Source organism: Psychrobacter sp. 1044, from assembly GCF_904846525.1.
In the GTDB taxonomy this organism is placed as follows: Bacteria; Pseudomonadota; Gammaproteobacteria; order Pseudomonadales; family Moraxellaceae; genus Psychrobacter.
Map to the genome: position 1 here is coordinate 13,714 of NZ_CAJHAZ010000013.1, position 17,960 is coordinate 31,673.

The window sequence follows — 17,960 nt, forward strand, 5'->3', positions numbered from 1 at the left end:
AATGCTATTAACTTTTCTCTAGCCAAATCCAGTTACTTTGCCAAACAGACTAACCAGCCAACTGATTACTGCCCACAGTCCCCAACCAATCACTACAATAACGATCAATCCCAACAGATCAGGAATGTGCAAATACAGCCATGCAATGATAGGATTGTGCCAAAAAGCGCCAAAACGGCTACGCTGTTTGTCTTCTAGCGATTGATGTAAAAATGGTCGATCCATATGCATCGTTTCAGTAATGCCATATTCATCGTGCAGATGCTCATGCACGATGCCTAAAGTCTTACGACTGGGGCGAATAAAAATATCGAGCAGCGTGCCAATACCCGGTACGATACCAACGACCATATCAATGAGTGCCAGTCTGACCGCAGGCGTCATTTTATGCGCTGGCACACCTAGCTGACGCCCTAATACAAAAGCATAGCTGGTTAAAGCCAGTCCTGCTAAATCTCCTGCCAGCGGAATCGTCGAAAGCGCCGCATCTGCACCCATGCCTTGTTTGGTAAAAGGCACACGTACCAGCGAATCCATCGTATTAGCAAACTTAGCCAATTTACGCTCGGTGGCGATCACTTGTTCGCGTGTTAATCCGTGCTCAGCTAACTTTGCTTGATAATCGATAACAGGTGCATTGGCATCAGAAGATTTTTTCGCTTTTGACTTTGAGAGCTTTTTGAAGTTATCCATTAAAAGTCGTCCATAGGCAAGCGATTGCGATGAGAGCAAAGACGTAACGCCCTACCCATATATTGGCTAAAAACGCCTGAAAACAGGCTCTTGCATTACGAGTAGCACAAGCGCTATTTTGCTTAGCAAACATCATCGCCACTAACGCCAAGCCAAATACTGGCGTCAGGCCTAAGCTTGTCGGTGCAAAGTAATGCCAAATGGTCGCGCCCATAATAAGCAAAAACAATGTTTGTAGCAGCGAGATAATAATCACATCATAGCGACCAAATAATATCGCCGTTGATTTGACCCCAATTTTTAAATCATCCTCACGGTCAGCCATAGCATATTGGGTATCATAAGCCACGGTCCAACACATATAAGCAATAAACAACAACCAACACCAGATATCAGGCGCGCCTTGTATCGCCACATACGCCATCGGTATCGCCCAACCAAAAGCCGCTGCTAAAAACACTTGCGGCAAATGGGTAAAACGCTTCATAAATGGATAAATGAATGCCAATAACACTGCGCCAAGCGACCAGTAAAATACGGTTATCGGCAAAAAGAACAGCAAACTGGCACTGAGTAATACCAATACTAAAAAAGCAGCGATTGCTTCTTTAGCAGACAGACGCCCATCAGCTAATGGACGGCCTTTGGTGCGGGTCACATGACCATCGACCTTACGATCGGCAAAATCATTGATCGCGCAACCTGCCGCCCGCATAAAAATCGCGCCCAGCGCAAAAATCACCAACATCTTAAGACTTGGTAGACCTGCACTTGAACCTTGCTGTTGCGCTTGACCCATCGCCGCCAGCATTACGCCCCATAGCGTTGGCCATAATAATAGCTCAATACCTACTGGTTTATCAAAGCGCGTCAGCTGCAGGTAAGCTTGTAGTTTGTCGTTAAATGTCATGGCTTTTTATTATCATTAATAGAAGGTTTTTTTGTGCGTGTTTGCCTACTTTTTCGGCAGCTCTTATATGAAGTGCTATTACATTGAATTATTAATACATTGGCGAGCTACTGAATTTGCTGCCACAGTTTATTTGCTTCGATGAGCGACAGCTCAGGATATTGTTTACGTAAAGCTTTAATAGCAGGGATTTTGTCTTTTTGTGCGGCTTGTTGACGCAAAAATGCCACATAATCTTCAGGACGACTGAACTCTTTTAAACGAGCTTCTAGCCTTAATATTCGGGTGCGCAACATGATATTTATTAATAATAATCCTGCACCCATGATCCAAATAATTAACGTCGACATTCCCTGCTCCTAAATCCAATCACTCTAAATTTTACAAATATGAAGTTGCTAACTGCGCGCTCTAAGCTCAATAACTGAGTCAAATAACTTAGTTCAACAGCTAAGTTCAATCGCTAGGCGCATTTATTATGATGAGAAACGGCTATTAAACAAAATAACCATCAAAGCGTACGGCTTCGTTATGCCAGCTCTCACTTGGTTGTTGATGCGCAAGTAACGGCGCAAATTGCGGACGCTTAACGACCACGCGCCCCTGTATGTTTGTGTTCTGTCCCTTTTGACGGATGACTGCTTGCGCACTTTGTAGCAACTGTTCTTCTTGTTCTAGCGTTGGTGGGCTAGCCAATTGGTGTAAGGCTTGCATGTGCTTGCCCACTTTAGCGCCTTTACCCGTTTTGCTATCTTGATAACTGTCTTCCGGAAACATAGGATCCAGATAAACCACATCGATTAATTTCTTATCGATTTCTTTAGTGTCATCTATCGCATCCGCTGCTAGACTTGCAAAATAGCCAAGCGCATTGGTATTGATAATATGCAGACGGCTCATCAGCTTTTGCCAATTTGCTAGCCCACTCATACGCTGCTGCTCTACTAACAATAACAATGCCATTAAGGGCTGCTGCTCGAGCATAATGACCTGTGCACCCGTACTGGCTAATATCAAACTGTCATGACCAAAGCCTGCTGTGGCATCGATAACCTGACTGTCAGATGTGATTTTGACTGCTTGTAATAATAACTCAGACTTACGCCCCGCACTCACCACACGGCGTTGCAGCTTATCCCATTCTGGTGCAACGCTTAACCCATCGCTCAGCCATGATAGCTTGTTTTTTTCATCCAACAACAATATAGGTTGGGTAGCTATCTGGCTTAACTGCTGGCGACGTTTTTGACTAAGCTTATCGGTAAACAGCTCAAGGTGTAAAATAATGGGCAGCTGATGTGCAACTATCAACGCTTGTATATCTGCAACCTGACTATGCTGCGACTCGCTGACATAGTATAGTTGGCAGTGCATAATGTTACTACTCTCTTTGAACCCTTGGCGTGAAGCGGTCATCTCTACTTTCCTATTCGCGGCTTATAGACTCATCCCACAATCGGCTCTAGCCTGCCATTTGATAACCAAAACCCCAAGCCGCTATTAATACAATGATGCCAGTAATAATGCGTAACCACGCAAATATTTTAAAATCACGACGACTGACCCATTCTACTAGCAAACGGATACAGAGTAAGGCGACGATAAATGACACTACCGTACCTATACCTAATACCAGCCAATCCTCGCTATTGGTCAATACATCATGGTGCTTCAGCAAATCCAATAATGCCGCGCCCACGATGACTGGAATACCCAAAAAGAAAGAAAATTCAGCGGAAGCTTTACGTGAGACGCCGAGCCATAGCGCGCCGATAATTGTCGCGCCTGAGCGTGATGTTCCCGGTATCAATGCCAGACATTGCAGCAGACCAATCATCAACGCGGTTTTTAGACTGACGTCTTCTGCTTCTTGCGCAATAATCGTTTTAGGGCGATTTTCTACATAGAATATCAATAAGCCACCGATAATCAGCATAATTGCCACGACGATAGGATTAAATAAATATGATTTAATCTCATCGGCGAAGGTAAAACCAACGATCATCACCGGAATAGTCGCCACAATCAAGCTAAGTCCTAGCTGGCGTGGATTACTCATGCCTTCAGCTTTGCCTGTCAGCAGACCCATAAGCGCTTGCCATAGTCTGTCCCAGTAATCATAAATGACCGCTAAGATAGCGCCAAGCTGCACCACTACCACAAATAAATCGACTTTTTCTTTGGTCCAAAAGCCCATCAAATCCGCTGATAAAATCAAGTAGCCAGTGCTAGAGATGGGTAAAAATTCAGTGATACCTTCAACGATACCCATGATAACAGCTTGAATTAATAAAATGATATCCACGATGGCTTTCCTAAATATGGATCTATTGGCTAATAGCGTTTTAGAGTGTTTTTATATTTTATATAGCACTGATAATGGCTGGCATTAATATGATGGTTACGCCTTACCTTGTTCTTTAAGTGTTTTCCACGCTTGATTGCGCAGATACTTTGGTAACGCTTGCGAGGCTTCTGTGCCGCCTGTCTCCATAAATTGAGCAATACCAAGCTGCCCTATCACAGTAGCGTCAGGGTGAATATCTGCCTGAATGATCTGACCGTCATGTAATGTTAATAACGGCGCACCATTGCCAGCAATGGGAATATTAAGCACGGTCTGGCTGTCATAATCGAGCAACTGCTCGGTATCTTCGCCATTTTCTTGATTAACCGCCTGCATAAGGTTGTCTATTAGCACATATTGCCCAAAATACACTTGCTGCATACGCGCATCAAGGGCGCTATACACTTCGGTCACACCATATTTTTGATACGCCGCTTGCGCAATCGCTTGTAGGCTTGAGACTCCGACACAAGGAATATCATGGGCGACAGACAATGCTTGTACTACTGCCGTATTAATCCGTATGCCGCTAAAGGCACCAGGACCACGGTTAAATATCAAGGCTTGTAAATCAGCAAGGTTGAGCTTAGCCTCGGACAAAGCGACGTCAATCATCGGTAGAATTTGCTGGGTTTGCTGGCGTTTACCCGTATCCGTATGACTCGATAGCACTTGACCACTGGCATCTAAAATCGCGATCGAACACTGATCAAACACGGTATCCATTGCTAAAAACATCATAACCTCGGCCTATTGACTTAGCATTATAAAACAGCGCCTATCATAGCATTTAGGATAGGCAAATTTTATTAATTTATAAATTTTCACATTTAATCCATCAATATTTATGGGAACATGACAGGCATAAAAAACCCCAAAGTGACTTGCACCTTGGGGTTTTCATTAAGAATTCAATACTATAGCAATCTAAGCATCTATCAATTAAAAACGGGTTTTAAACTTTTTTGGCGCTTGATTCTGTATTTCCTGCATTTGTTTTTGCATCTCTTCGGTGCTTGGCATGTTGTTTGGATCCAAACCCATCTGCTTAGCCATTTGTTGTGGATTCACATCCTTGACGCCGCCTTGCTGACCGCCGCCACCAAATAAAGGACCGCCACCGCCGCCACCAGCACCGCCGCCACCCATCAACCCTTGCATCGATTTCATCATTTTACTGATGCCTTCAGGCTTGGAAATCATTTTCATCATTTTTGCCATTTGCTTGTGTTGTTTAAGCAAACGATTGACGTCTTGAATCTCACGTCCCGAACCTGCGGCAATACGGCGCTTACGGCTTGGGTTAATTTTATCAGGATTTTTGCGCTCAAATGGCGTCATCGAATTAATCAACGCTTCCATCTCACGTACTTTTTCTTCTGGCTTAGCGTCTTCGACCGCTTTTTGCATATCCGAGCCGCCCATACCTGGCATCTTATCTAAGAAGCCTGCCATGCCGCCCATGCTTTTCATTTGTTGGAATTGGGTCAATAGATCCTCAAGGTCGAAATCACCGCCCTTTTGCATCTTTTTAGCCATTTTTTCGGCTTTATCACGGTCGATTTTTTGTTCAACTTCTTCGACTAGGCTTAAGACGTCACCCATACCAAGAATACGCTGAGCGATACGTTCAGGATGGAAAAGCTCTAACGCGTCTAGTTTTTCACCGCGACCTAAAAACTTAATCGGTTTGCCAGTAATCGCACGTACAGAAAGTGCCGCACCGCCGCGCGCATCACCATCGGTCTTGGTTAAGATAACACCGGTTAATGGCAGCGCATCATTAAAGGCTTTGGCAGTATTTGCCGCATCCTGACCCGTCATCGCATCAACGACAAATAGCGTTTCAGAAGGATTGACCGCTGCAGTTAACGCCTTAATCTCAGCCATCATAGTCTCATCGATAGCCAGACGACCAGCGGTATCAATAATCAAAATATCTTGATATTGAATTTTAGCTTCTTCGATAGCACGCAGCGCGATGTCTATCGGGTTTTCGTCGCTACTTGAATTAACAAACTTGGCATTCACTTGACCTGCCACTTGCTCAAGCTGAGCAATCGCCGCTGGACGATAGACGTCAGCGGATACTAGCATCACCTTTTTCTTATGACGCTCTTGTAAAAACTTTGCCAATTTACCGGCCGTGGTGGTTTTACCTGCCCCTTGCAAACCAGCCAGTAAATAAACAACTGGTGGCTTACCCGTCATCTCAAGCTGCTGATTGGCACTGCCCATCATTTCGGTCAGCTCGTCATGGACGATTTTGACAAAGGCTTGCCCCGGTGCCAATTCTTTCAGCACTTCCGCGCCAAGCGCTTGCTCTTTGACGCGCTTTACAAAGTCACGGGTGACGGGTAGCGCGACGTCGGCTTCTAGTAGCGCCATACGCACTTCACGCAGGGTATCTTTGATGTTGTCTTCGGTCAACTGCCCAGTTCCTGCGATATTACGCAGGCTCGACGATAAGCGTTCTGTTAAGGTATCAAACATAAATAACTCTCAGTTAAAATAATTCTTGGTGAAAACAATATTTACTTAAAATAATGCTTACTTAAAACAATACTTAGCTAAAACTGGCTTCAGCTTAAATGGCGGATAAATATTATTAGGGAATACTGTAAAGTATTTAATCGTATCTTCATAAAAACAATGATAAAAAACAGTCTATTATCAACACTATAGCACCAAGAAGACGCCAAAATTATAATGATTTTGCAAATACAGCATTACCAAAGCTTGGCGCGACACTTTATGACTTATAGACAATCACTTTATAAGCTAGGCATATGAGCGCTTATTCAAGCAAACTTGGCCAAGCATTTATAAGGAATAAGCAAGTTGGTGCTCAATTGGCACCCATTTTATGATAAATTGGACGATTATTCTAATCATTCCGATAATACCACTTTAGCATTAAATTGAGCGGCTATTTTACGCTCAGTATGAGATGAGGCATTCTATCTGTGCACTTTGCATTCTTACTTGCTAGCCTAGCCTATATCTTAGTCAGCGCTTACCTTAGTTGGGCGCTGACTCGGGATAAGCCTATCCATAAAGGCATCAGTTTGGGATTATTGATGGTCGGCATGCTCGCGCATGCGGCGCTACTTTATCCTTATGTTGTGACACTTTACGGGCTAAACTTTAATCTTTTTAATATCATCAGCCTAATCAGCTTGTTCTTTTTGTTCTTCTATTTTTTATTTTGCTTGTATCGCCCCATTGTTAGTCTGGGCATACTGGCAGCGCCAACAGCATTGGTAGGGTTGACAATTGGCTATATTGGCCGTGCGCCTTATCAACCTATTACAAATATCAGTATTGGGCTTGAAGCTCATATATTACTGTCACTTGCCGCCTATTGTGTGCTGCTGATGGCAGCGGTGCAAGCGCTATTTTTGCGCCTACAAATACGCGAACTCAAGCACCACTCTATTCATCGTTTTTGGGTGAATAAACTACCGTCACTACAAAGTATGGAGAGTCTATTATTCGATATGCTATTGGTCGGTTTTGTCCTACTAAGTATCGCATTGGGCATTGGCTTTATCTATGTAGAGGATTTGATGGCGCAGCATATTGTGCATAAGACCGTATTTAGCCTGCTGTCTTGGTTATTGTTTGGGGCGCTACTAGTCGGTAATTGGCGTGCTGGATGGCGGGGCAAACGTGCCGCCAATATGACTATCTATGCTTTTATCCTATTAGCCATTGGCTTTGTGGGCAGCAAGTTTGTGTTAGAGATGCTGATATAAAATCAGCGCTGCAATAGCAATAGGTCCAGAAAAAAGCCGTGAGTATTAATGAATAATACTCACGGCTTTTTTAACCTTCTGTTAACGAGCACTTCTCAATTTGAAATCGCTCTAATTAAAGGCTAATTAAAAACCACGGTTTTATTACCCGCTACAATCACGCGGTTTTGTACATGCCAGTTCACGGCGCGTGCTAAGACATTGCGCTCGATATCACGACCAATAGCGCGCAGCTCGGTCACACCTTGACGGTGAGTGACTCGGTGTACATCTTGCTCAATGATAGGGCCTTGATCAAGCTCAGCGGTGACGTAATGCGCGGTAGCGCCGATGAGTTTCACACCTTTATCATAAGCCTGACGATAAGGGTCAGCCCCCACAAATGCAGGCAAAAATGAATGGTGAATATTAATAACTTGCATCGGCCAACGCTTGACAAAATCTGACGACAATATCTGCATATAACGCGCCAACACTAGCAAATCATTACCTTCCATCAACTCATGAATTTGCTCTTCTGCCTCTGATTTATTGTCTTTGGTCACTGGCACATGATGGAAAGTAATACCGAAGTTCTCTACCGATTGGCGTAAGTCTTCGTGATTACTAACGACAGAGGTAATCTCGCAATCAAGTAAACCTCGCTGATGCCGCCATAATAAATCCAACAATGCATGATCAAACTTTGATACTAAAATACCAACTTTCGTCTTAATCGCATTATCATGTAAACGCCAAGCCATGTTATGGCGCTTGGCTACCGTATGCGCAAAACTGGCTTCAAAATTCTCAATGATCTCGCTCAATCCTGCCAAAGCAAACTCTAAACGCATAAAATATTGACCACCCTCATGAGCAGTTGAATACTGATCGAGAGTGATAATATTAGCGCCATAGCGATGAATAAACTCAGATACCGCTTGCACGATACCGGCTTGGTCACGGCATTTAATCAATAGCGTGGCAGTATCGATTGTCGTCTTGTTAGGCAGGTTATTAGATAGTTTATGAGATGAGTTTTTTGCTGAAGTAATCGTTACAGTGTCTGACATAGTGCGCCCAATCAAAAAATGAAACTTGCTACTGACTTTCAATACGGTCATTAGCATAGGAAACCGACTATTCTAATCGCTTTTACCTAACTTTGCTGATTGAGTTGGTTGTATTTCGTTATTGAGATTATAAATACAAAAACCCCCAACGCGTGGTTGGGGGCTTACATTATAAAATATATAAACTAACTTTTAAAAAATTTGTACTGTGGTTGTTTTTGAAGTTGGCGCTGGTGTCGTAACTGATAACTTAATACTGTCACCACTTGCGCAGCCAGAAGTTGACACTGTGTATAGAATATCGTTACTACCTTCAAAGAAGTTTTGATTTGTAGTACCATCTACCCGATTTAGATTTACAAGTTTAGGTACTGTTATATTACCACTGCTAATTTCTGGCTCACAACTAACATCATTCTCTGTATTATCCTTAGCCGTAAGACTTAAAGCTGTTCCAGATGGCATAGATACAGTTCTGACGTTATTACCATACATCTCAAAAGATACAGCACCTGGTATTATTTTATAATTGTAGAAGGTCGGCGTATCATTAGCGAAACCCATGATAATTTGTTTACGTAATACTGTTGCCAATGCATTATCACATACAGTCGGAGTACTCATATTTTCAAGTACAAAATTTGGTAGGTTAGGTTGAGATAGAGTACTTGCAGCACAAGAGGCTTGTTTAGCATCCTGTGGGAGCGCTCCTCTTTTGTAAACAAATTCACCGGGATTATATTTCAGATCCTCATTGTCATCACGAAAGAAATTACCAATATTATCTAACAGACTATCTATGCCTGCCGTATAAACGTTATCCCCATTCAAATCTGAATACGCTTTATCACCTTCTACGTATGCAATTACACTAACTCGACCATTTGCAGGTCTCGGATTCTGCGAAGTAAATGTTACAGAACAATTTCCTCCAACTGTTGCGCAATTTGGAGTAATTGTACCACCCTCAGCCACAAAACTAACCACTGTACCATCGGGAACAAAGTTGCCTTGACGATCAGTCAAATAAACTGAAACACCTGAAGTATCAATAGCGTTATCAGCTAGAACATTTTTTTCAAGTGCTAGAGTAATGCCTTTCTGCGTAGGTCTACCTGTAGCAACGGCTATATTCTTAGCGGAAGCAGAGATAGTCTCATCTGCTTTTAGTGTGGCTTGAATCTCTACTGGTCCAGGAATGTTACCTGGATATAGGTTTACAGTAACCTTTCCTGATGAGTCGCTGTATAAGGTATCGGAATCTCTATTACCTAGTGAAATAAAATTAAAATCGACTGGCGATTTAATCAAATCAAGTATTACTTCTTGGTTAGCTGCTGGCACACCGTTAGAGTACACTGTAAATTCAATCTGACCAGAAGATGAAGAACCACTATCTTTTGCACCTAGTACCACTGATTCGCTGGTGGTGTATATAATATTACTAGCCTTTATAGCTTTAATATTAACTTCAACACTTTGAGAAGAAGATGTATTATTCGCTGTTACTGCAGTAATGGTTTGTTTATCTTCACATAAATTACCATTACTATCTATTGCCTTATAAGTTGCAGTAACATTGCCCTGATTTGAGGAAACAACACTGGCAGGATCAAATGAACCACAGGTGGCTGAAAAATTTACAGTAACATCATTCTGAAATTTGCCAGTACTAATATCTTTTGTCTGTAAAGTAACTACGGTTGATGCACCTGACTCTAAAACTGTTTCCCCTGTTTTTAAATTAATTAAACTAATATCAACAGCTTGTAAAGAGTAGTTATATTCAGCAGTAGTATCAGTCATATCCTCATATTTAGCTGTGGCAGATAAACTATAGCTACCAGTGTCATTAGGGGATAATGGCACTACAGAAGTTGTTGCAACTCCTTCAGCATTAGTCAATACTGCGCCGTTAGTTGTTCCAAACTTAACGCCTTCACCATTGAAGGTAACTAAAGCTCCACTAACTCCATTCCCTTGAGCATCGGTAACAGTTGCTTTTGCAGTTGCGCCTGACATTGAAAGAGTACGAGTTAGATTACCATTAGCGTCTAATAGTGACATAGGGCTGATCTTCAGCACATTTCCAATATCACCATTGCCTATACCACCATCACCCGTACCCGTACCCGGCTGCTCTACACCCAAATCAGGTGCAGGTGCAACAGAATCTACAGTATCACCGTCACCACCACCACATCCAGCTAGAGTTAGTGATATTGATAACGCCGTAAGCTGAAATAATTTAGAGGTAAAAGGTAATGAGCTATATGACATGTTTTGGACTCCGCGTCAGCAGTAATTTATTCGAGCAAATAAGCGAAAATCATTACACAGAATCATAATAGATTGGTAATGATACATAGATTTACATTAACACCCGTTGTATTAACAGATTGTATTAAATATATAACAGCAACTTTACTGACTTTTGTCATAACTTACAACTAAAAATTAATTTTTACTATTAAATAATCAACAACATAGCCAGTGAATTTCAGGGTATAATAGCCATCCTTTAGATCGACAATAATCATAAAAATATTTGAGTATTCATCACTTTTATGGTATAAATGTCGGCTTTAAAATTTTCTGAATTGGTAAGCTTGTTATTTGCCTTTAGATAACAGCAATATCAACTCAACATTCATATAGTTTTGTTTGGTGCAAAGCTGCCGCTTGCTGTGTCCATGCCGCAAAAACGTGCAACTTGCCCAGACTGGTATGAGAAAAACTCATACCTCATAGATTAGGAGTTCGCCATGTCTCGAGTTTGCCAAGTGACTGGAAAGCGCCCTATGGTGGGTAATAATGTTTCGCACGCAAACAACAAAACCCGTCGTCGCTTTCTACCAAACCTTCATAACCATCGTTTTTGGGTAGAGTCTGAAAATCGTTTTGTACGTCTACGTGTGTCTACCAAAGGTATGCGCACTATTGACAAACTTGGTATCGATAAAGTGTTAGCAGATATGCGCGCACAAGGTCAAAAAGTATAAGTTAAGACTGGCAGCTTAATATCTCGATAATTTTCGTCATTTAAGCTGCTTTTCTGCTGCATCTTATGTAGCTACTTAATATTTTATATCCGTACCTATCGTTTGAAGACCCCTCATTTACAGGAAAGCTATCATGAGAGATAAAATTAAATTAGTATCAACAGCTGGTACTGGGTATTACTACACCACTACTAAAAACAAACGCACTATGCCTGGCAAAATGGAAATGAAGAAATTCGATCCAAAAATTCGCCAGCACGTGATGTTTAAAGAAGCTAAAATCAAATAATTGCTATAATTTATAGAATATATTTTCATATATACTTTCTATAAATAAGTTATTTGAGAAAAAGGGTATATCAATTGATATACCCTTTTTTATGCTTACTACTTTTCATGATTATTATTTTAATTAACGACTACTGGCCATCCTAACAGCAACTCATCTCATCACTAACTATAGTGCGTCGGCTCTTTGTCATAAACATGCGCATGCCATTGGCTCATCTGCTTTTGCATAATCACCTGAATCGCGGCATGAATCATATGCTGACCTATTGCTTGGGTGTCACTACCGAGCAGCTCTTTCAGCTTTTCAGAAAAATCAATGGTCATCAGCGGCGCTTCGTCTTGTTCCGCGTCACGTAACAATAAGCGACCATCTTCTGCCTCTACCAACTCAAGGGTAGTCTCTTTGGCAAATCCTGCAAATTGATCCGTACTTTCGTTATCTACTTCTATATCATTATCGATATCGTATGGCATGAATTGCTTCCTCATTGTCCCGTCTAATACTTGCAAGAAAAATCACGCGTCGCAACATTATTGTTTTACAGTAATACGGGTAAAACTATCTTAGTCATACAATGGACGCTTTGGTCTTGAAATTCAAGGCTTGTCACATAAGTCTTCTACATAAAGGCTTTTTGGGTGTGCTATCACTGATAGTATTAGCGCCAGTAGCGTAATTTTGCCACAGTAAATAAGAAGGCAACAAACATACCGAGATAGTACATAAGCTTTAACTCTAATGTCGGATCTCGATATTTAAACGGTAAGGCTACAGTGGCGGTGGCGGTCGGAAATATCAACAGCATAAGCAGCCAGTTTTCGATGACATTGAGCCAGCCTTGTAAATCAGTACCGTTACGTAATGATGCCAGCCCTAGCAGCAAACAGGCGATAATTAAGCTCGTGAATAAGCCATTGGGTAGGTCTTTTGGATAGATGATATTGGCAATCTTGGTCGGTATGATTCTCATGTAAAATTCCAGTCACGCTTGCAGCGCGTGACTTAATAATTAAAAATTGTATAAAAACAGCCTATCATAAATATTGCAGTGCACTATTTACTAAACAGCTTTATCTCTGCTCATAAGACTCTAACTGTAAGTACCCATTAACCAAAGCATCGATATACAAGAGGTTAAATAACCCAAGCTAATGGCATTCCAGCTCTCTATATGCATGCCTTTAACTTTGTTAAGTATCTTCGAACCTAGCCAAAAAAACAGGGGAATGCCCAGCATAAATGCAGGCACAATGACCGCAGCATGACGTAATACTTCACCAGTATCATCACCCACCATTAGCCGAAAGCCATAACCCGCCAGACTTAGAACCAAGGCAAATACAGCCAAGCCAATAGTAATACCCTTTGGCACCAAGCTGCGTTGCTGTGTCTCATTCTGAATTGGCTGCTCAGTGCTTTGCTCTGACTCAGGTGATTCTGACGAATTGATTGAGTTTTTTGTGTCCATATTTCACCTTTACGTAACTTGCCATTATGCATCGTTATCCGTTATACAGCACATTTTGCTACTATTCTTTTATGACGAAAATGACTGATGAACGTATTTACCAGTCACATAAGACCGTGGTTATTCGTTACCATTAGCCAAAGCCAGCTCAGCACGCATAGCATCAATAGCCACTTTATAGTCATCTTGGCTAAAGATCGCCGACCCTGCCACAAACATATCAGCACCCGCTTCGGCAATGGCTCGGATATTACTGGCTTTGATACCGCCATCTACTTCTAATCTGATATCACGACCACTGGTGATGATGCGCTGACGGACTTGGCGCACTTTTTCTAACGTCCCTTCAATAAATGACTGACCGCCAAAACCTGGGTTGACGCTCATCAATAAAATTTGATCTACCTTGTCCATCACATAGTCTAAATAATGTAATGGCGTTGCTGGATTCAATACTAAACCACATTCAGCACCGCCATCTTTGATCAGTTGTAAAGAGCGATCAATATGCCCACTGGCTTCTGGATGAAAAGTGATAACACTCGCACCTGCTTCCAAAAACTGCTCAATCATGCCGTCAACTGGCGAGACCATCAAATGCACATCGATTGGTGCATCAATCCCATAATCACGTAGCGCCTTACAAATCATACTGCCAAAGGTGAGATTGGGTACATAATGGTTGTCCATTACATCAAAATGAATCACATCAGCACCTGATTCCAACACCCTTTCAACTTCTTCACCTAGACGTGCAAAATCAGCTGAGAGTATTGATGGGGCAATAAGATAAGGTTTAGAAGGAATAATCATAGTTGAGCTACCTGATTCTGTTGAAATAAAATACGAATAAAATAAAAAGAAACTAAGGACTGGCTTAAAAAACTGAGCCTTTAAAGCAATAATATTAAGAACTCAAACCACTAGCGCTGCTTATACTGGGTTTTGCAATAAGCACGACCGACATCGAAGCCTCGCTTAGCTTGATGTTTGGTCGTGCGATTACTGACACGCTGACGCCATAAGCGAAAAGATGACGGCTTTAGCGTTTGGCGCATCAGCTTAATCACGCCTGCTTCATTGAGACCATAGCTATGCTCTATCGCCGCAAACGGTGTTCTGTCCTCCCACGCCATTTCTATCACTCGTGAGACGTGCGCGTCATCTAGCACTTTATCACCCGACTCATTGACTACAGTTGCGATAAGCTCATCTGAACGTGTCTGTCTGTCATTTGATTCAGTACTAATATCAGCATGCTGATTATTTTTTAGAGCCGCGGTCATATCGGCTTGCATGGTCGCAAGCGATGACTGAACGGTTTGCTGCTTACAAGCCAAACCATCGGCTACTAATGCTGTCAGATTACTTACCATAAAACCTTACCTTTAAAGAGGCTTAACAGATATTCAGCCAACTTCTATTTTATATGAATCTATTTTATATCAATAAGTACGCTTGACTAAATAATCAGCGTAACTGTCTGTCAATTTATCGATCAGATCATCATTCTAATACTGGACTTAGCTCATTTGTGCCATATGCCAGTGATGTTCAATATGATCGTTAATCACCGTTTGAATAAAGTAGTAGCTATGATCGTGACCCGCCTGATAACGCAAGGTTAAGGGCTGATTGGCTTTGTCACAAGCGCGTTGTAATTTAGTGGTTTGTAGTTGACCCTCTGCTAAAAAATTGTCAGCCGCGCCTTGATCCACTAAGATACTTGCATACTGCTGCCCTGATTTTTCAATCATCTGTGCAGCATCTGCCTGCGCCCATCGTGACTTATCATCGCCGAAGTATTCTGTATAAGCAGCTTGCCCCCATGCCGACTCACTGGCCGCGCACACAGGCGATAAAGCTGAGACACTCACAAACTTGCCTGGAAACTTAAAGCCTAATAGTAATGCTCCGTGACCGCCCATCGAATGCCCTGTCACGCCGATACTATCAATAGGAAATTCTGAGCGTAACAAGTCATATAACTCATCAACGATGTAGCTTTGCATATTAAAATGCTCTGACCAAGGTGTTTGCGTCGCATCGACATAATAGCTGGCACCCTGACCGACAAAATAGCGGTCGTCGTTTGGCACATCGCTGTCATCACTACTTCGAGGTGATGTATCAGGCGCGATAAGTATCATGCCAAGCTCGCTACATTTTTGTTGAAAATGTGCTTTGTGGGTGACATTATCAGCATTGCAAGTGAGACCCGATAAATATAGAATCGCTGGACAACGGCGACCAGCAAGCGCTTCATCTGGCAGATAAATGCTAAAGGTCATCGGTGTTTTGGTCGATGATGATTGATGGCTATAGTAATGCTGCTCACCATCGAAACAGCGGTTGACGCTGATCTGCGTGATTTTTGAGTTGGTAGATAAACTGTGTTTATAAGAGTTGTTCATAAGCGATATCCTTTTTATCCAAAGTAAAGTACACGATGACTTATAAAAAGCATTGGTAAAGTAATACTAGTACTTCTCCAAACTCACTTAGTACTCAATCATTATACCATTCACAAGAATTAAAGTAGTAAGGAAAGCGAGTGTCAGTATTACAGATTCTAGACTGAACGAGCTTAATACGGCTCATCGTGATTTTTGGGTTGCGGGTTTACTGTTAATTGTTAGTTGTTAATTGGCAGTGATCGCAGTATTAGCCACTGGCTGACCAGAAGCACTATCCTCTGCGATATTAATGGCGATAGAATCACTGTCATTAATAATGCTGGCAACTGGTGGTCGGGTTTTATCAAACAATACTTGTTCGAATGCTGGCAAAGCAGTCTCCATCAGACTACCAATCACCATCTGCGGCTCTGAGGGTTCAAAACCCATCGCACTTTCACGCTCATTCACACGCAAACGGGCAGCTTTAAAAGCAGATTCAAAACTGGTATTGCCACGCAGGCTTTCAGCAAAAAACGCTTGCCCAAAATAGGTCATCTCAGCAGTATTGGTACAGCCAAACGATGCCTTATCCGCCGCTGATGCGGTAATCACCACCGTGGTTGGGGAGGCCAATTCATCGATAAATGAGCCTGAATAGCAAGCAGATACCACAATCACCCGCCAGCGAATACCTGAAGCGTCTAGCGCCTCCCGTAACCATGCGGCATCTAGATTCTCCATTGCTAATGGTGGATTTGCTAATTGAATGATATTTTCGTTGCCGTGTGAAGACAAGGTTAGGAATAACACATCTTCATCGGCATTCATCTGCTGACCAATTTTCTTTAATCCACGCAGAATGCTGGTTTTGGTAGCGATTGGCTCATCAAGCCAACTATAAGTATTGTTGATCAACGAGAGTGAATGTCCACTAGTACCAAAACGCACATCGAACAGCTCACGCACTTTATTAATCTCAGAGCGAAAGACATCTTGACCAGAGAAGCCTGCCACACCCATAAAATACCAGTCGGTCTTGCCCGAAGTGCTAGGATCGATACTATTTAATGCTTGCTGTAACAAACGAGGTTGCTCATATAATGCTGCTTCTGCTAAAACAGGCTCTACCGGAATCTGCTTAAATATAGGCTGGTCCGCGACATTACGCTGCCAAATCGTCAACAGTGCGACTGCACCTACCAATACAATGACCCGCTCCCACCACGGTATGCGTAGACGACGAGAAAAAATCCATAATAATGCCAACGTCTGCCATAAAAACAGCACCAAAAACAGTATGGGTAAAAGTGAATAGCTCCAATCTGGCAACCAACCATAACTGCCTAAAAACTGCACCAAACTTTGTAATAGTGCAGATAAGGTATCAGCCACTAACCACAATACCACAGGCACAAACACCAACGTTTGATTGCCAGAACGCCGTGCCAAAATAATGCCGCCCAATAAAATTATCATCGGCCAAATCAAGTAGCTGACCAACCCTTGCTCATTAAAGATACTGCCATTTTCCGCGGCCAACCAAGAAAAAAGCACGTTGCTACCGAGCGCTAAGAGTGCAAATACGGCAAACTGGATAAAGGTAGGTTTTACCCAAGAAAACGCGCGCGTCGACCCTACTAGCATCCACAAGGTTGCAATAATATTGGCAGCGAAATTGAGCGAAAAACGCTGAAGCGATACGGTTTTTAACGACGCAAGTGACAAAGACTTAAACCTCTAGCCAGTCGAGAAAAGAAAGTGAGTTGATGATGATTTTTGGTGTGGCAGCTACCTACGAAATGTCATTAATTCACATTTTTTATATAGCATATAGACATCAAGATTACATGCAATTCACAATGAGATAATTTTAAGAGACGAATAGCAAAGACTAAAAATATGACTAAACAGTTTAGCTCGCTAATATAACGCGATTGTAACGGATTGTCGGTCAAGAGGATAAGGCTGATTTGTAAAATTCGCTTAAATTTGGCTAAGAACATATAAAAAAGGAGGTCTTGAATCCAAGACCTCCTTTT

The 17,960-nt window shown here is 42.2% G+C and carries 19 protein-coding genes; 3 read left to right on the forward strand and 16 right to left on the reverse strand.

What is annotated here, in order from left to right; genetic code table 11:
* Positions 1-18: 18 nt before the first annotated feature.
* From JMX82_RS10185 to ffh, 7 genes are all read right to left on the reverse strand, one after another.
* Positions 19-693 (reverse strand): DUF4112 domain-containing protein, encoded by a 675-nt coding sequence (locus JMX82_RS10185; protein ID WP_227676601.1) that lies wholly within the window; start codon positions 691-693, stop codon positions 19-21.
* Positions 686-1,603 (reverse strand): 4-hydroxybenzoate octaprenyltransferase, encoded by a 918-nt coding sequence (gene ubiA / locus JMX82_RS10190; protein ID WP_201540458.1) that lies wholly within the window; start codon positions 1,601-1,603, stop codon positions 686-688. The genes JMX82_RS10185 and ubiA overlap by 8 nt, the downstream gene beginning before the upstream one ends.
* A 107-nt stretch (positions 1,604-1,710) precedes the next feature.
* Entirely contained in the window at positions 1,711-1,953 is a 243-nt protein-coding gene (locus JMX82_RS10195) for a hypothetical protein (RefSeq protein ID WP_087815087.1), read from the reverse strand.
* A 145-nt stretch (positions 1,954-2,098) separates the two neighbouring features.
* On the reverse strand, positions 2,099-3,019 hold the full coding sequence (locus JMX82_RS10200) for a class I SAM-dependent methyltransferase (RefSeq protein WP_227676602.1): 921 nt from the start codon (positions 3,017-3,019) through the stop codon (positions 2,099-2,101).
* Positions 3,020-3,065: 46 nt separating this feature from the next.
* Positions 3,066-3,908 (reverse strand): undecaprenyl-diphosphate phosphatase, encoded by an 843-nt coding sequence (locus JMX82_RS10205; protein ID WP_109589588.1) that lies wholly within the window; start codon positions 3,906-3,908, stop codon positions 3,066-3,068.
* Between the two features lie 96 nt (positions 3,909-4,004).
* On the reverse strand, positions 4,005-4,688 hold the full coding sequence (gene tsaB / locus JMX82_RS10210; protein WP_201540497.1) for a tRNA (adenosine(37)-N6)-threonylcarbamoyltransferase complex dimerization subunit type 1 TsaB: 684 nt from the start codon (positions 4,686-4,688) through the stop codon (positions 4,005-4,007).
* 204 nt (positions 4,689-4,892) lie between these two features.
* Positions 4,893-6,443, reverse strand: coding sequence for a signal recognition particle protein (gene ffh, locus JMX82_RS10215; RefSeq protein WP_201540459.1), 1,551 nt, complete (start codon positions 6,441-6,443; stop codon positions 4,893-4,895).
* A 473-nt stretch (positions 6,444-6,916) separates the two neighbouring features.
* Here ffh and JMX82_RS10220 point away from each other — a divergent pair, with 473 nt between their 5' ends.
* The gene (locus JMX82_RS10220) at positions 6,917-7,708 is read left to right on the forward strand and encodes an inner membrane protein YpjD (RefSeq protein WP_055124689.1); all 792 of its coding nucleotides are present in this window, start codon (positions 6,917-6,919) and stop codon (positions 7,706-7,708) included.
* Between the two features lie 122 nt (positions 7,709-7,830).
* Here JMX82_RS10220 and purU read toward each other — a convergent pair whose 3' ends face one another.
* Both purU and JMX82_RS10230 read right to left on the reverse strand, forming a co-directional pair.
* The gene (gene purU / locus JMX82_RS10225) at positions 7,831-8,760 is read right to left on the reverse strand and encodes a formyltetrahydrofolate deformylase (RefSeq protein ID WP_227676607.1); all 930 of its coding nucleotides are present in this window, start codon (positions 8,758-8,760) and stop codon (positions 7,831-7,833) included.
* A gap of 192 nt (positions 8,761-8,952) precedes the next feature.
* Positions 8,953-11,040, reverse strand: a complete 2,088-nt coding sequence (locus JMX82_RS10230; protein ID WP_201540460.1) for a hypothetical protein — start codon at positions 11,038-11,040, stop codon at positions 8,953-8,955.
* Positions 11,041-11,525: 485 nt separating this feature from the next.
* Between JMX82_RS10230 and rpmB the strand changes: the two genes are divergently transcribed.
* Entirely contained in the window at positions 11,526-11,762 is a 237-nt protein-coding gene (rpmB, locus tag JMX82_RS10235; protein ID WP_010201401.1) for a 50S ribosomal protein L28, read from the forward strand.
* Positions 11,763-11,895: 133 nt separating this feature from the next.
* Complete coding sequence (gene rpmG, locus JMX82_RS10240) at positions 11,896-12,051, forward strand: 50S ribosomal protein L33 (protein ID WP_045444249.1); 156 nt, start codon at positions 11,896-11,898, stop codon at positions 12,049-12,051.
* Between the two features lie 164 nt (positions 12,052-12,215).
* Here the strand turns inward: rpmG and JMX82_RS10245 are convergent, their stop codons facing one another.
* The 7 genes from JMX82_RS10245 to JMX82_RS10275 all read right to left on the reverse strand — a co-directional run bounded on the left by JMX82_RS10245 (position 12,216) and on the right by JMX82_RS10275 (position 17,646).
* Positions 12,216-12,527: a hypothetical protein gene (locus JMX82_RS10245; RefSeq protein WP_045444246.1), complete on the reverse strand. Its 312-nt coding sequence runs from the start codon at positions 12,525-12,527 to the stop codon at positions 12,216-12,218.
* 185 nt (positions 12,528-12,712) lie between these two features.
* Positions 12,713-13,024: a hypothetical protein gene (locus JMX82_RS10250; RefSeq protein WP_045444243.1), complete on the reverse strand. Its 312-nt coding sequence runs from the start codon at positions 13,022-13,024 to the stop codon at positions 12,713-12,715.
* A 120-nt stretch (positions 13,025-13,144) separates the two neighbouring features.
* A complete protein-coding gene (locus JMX82_RS10255) occupies positions 13,145-13,522 on the reverse strand; it encodes a hypothetical protein (protein WP_227676610.1) in 378 nt (125 codons plus the stop codon).
* Between the two features lie 120 nt (positions 13,523-13,642).
* Complete coding sequence (rpe, locus tag JMX82_RS10260; RefSeq protein ID WP_060491744.1) at positions 13,643-14,335, reverse strand: ribulose-phosphate 3-epimerase; 693 nt, start codon at positions 14,333-14,335, stop codon at positions 13,643-13,645.
* A 110-nt stretch (positions 14,336-14,445) separates the two neighbouring features.
* Complete coding sequence (locus tag JMX82_RS14430; RefSeq protein WP_413786771.1) at positions 14,446-14,727, reverse strand: TIGR03643 family protein; 282 nt, start codon at positions 14,725-14,727, stop codon at positions 14,446-14,448.
* A gap of 318 nt (positions 14,728-15,045) precedes the next feature.
* Positions 15,046-15,936, reverse strand: a complete 891-nt coding sequence (fghA, locus tag JMX82_RS10270) for an S-formylglutathione hydrolase (RefSeq protein ID WP_201540462.1) — start codon at positions 15,934-15,936, stop codon at positions 15,046-15,048.
* 228 nt (positions 15,937-16,164) lie between these two features.
* Positions 16,165-17,646 (reverse strand): C13 family peptidase, encoded by a 1,482-nt coding sequence (locus JMX82_RS10275; RefSeq protein WP_201540463.1) that lies wholly within the window; start codon positions 17,644-17,646, stop codon positions 16,165-16,167.
* Between the last annotated feature and the right edge of the window lie 314 nt (positions 17,647-17,960).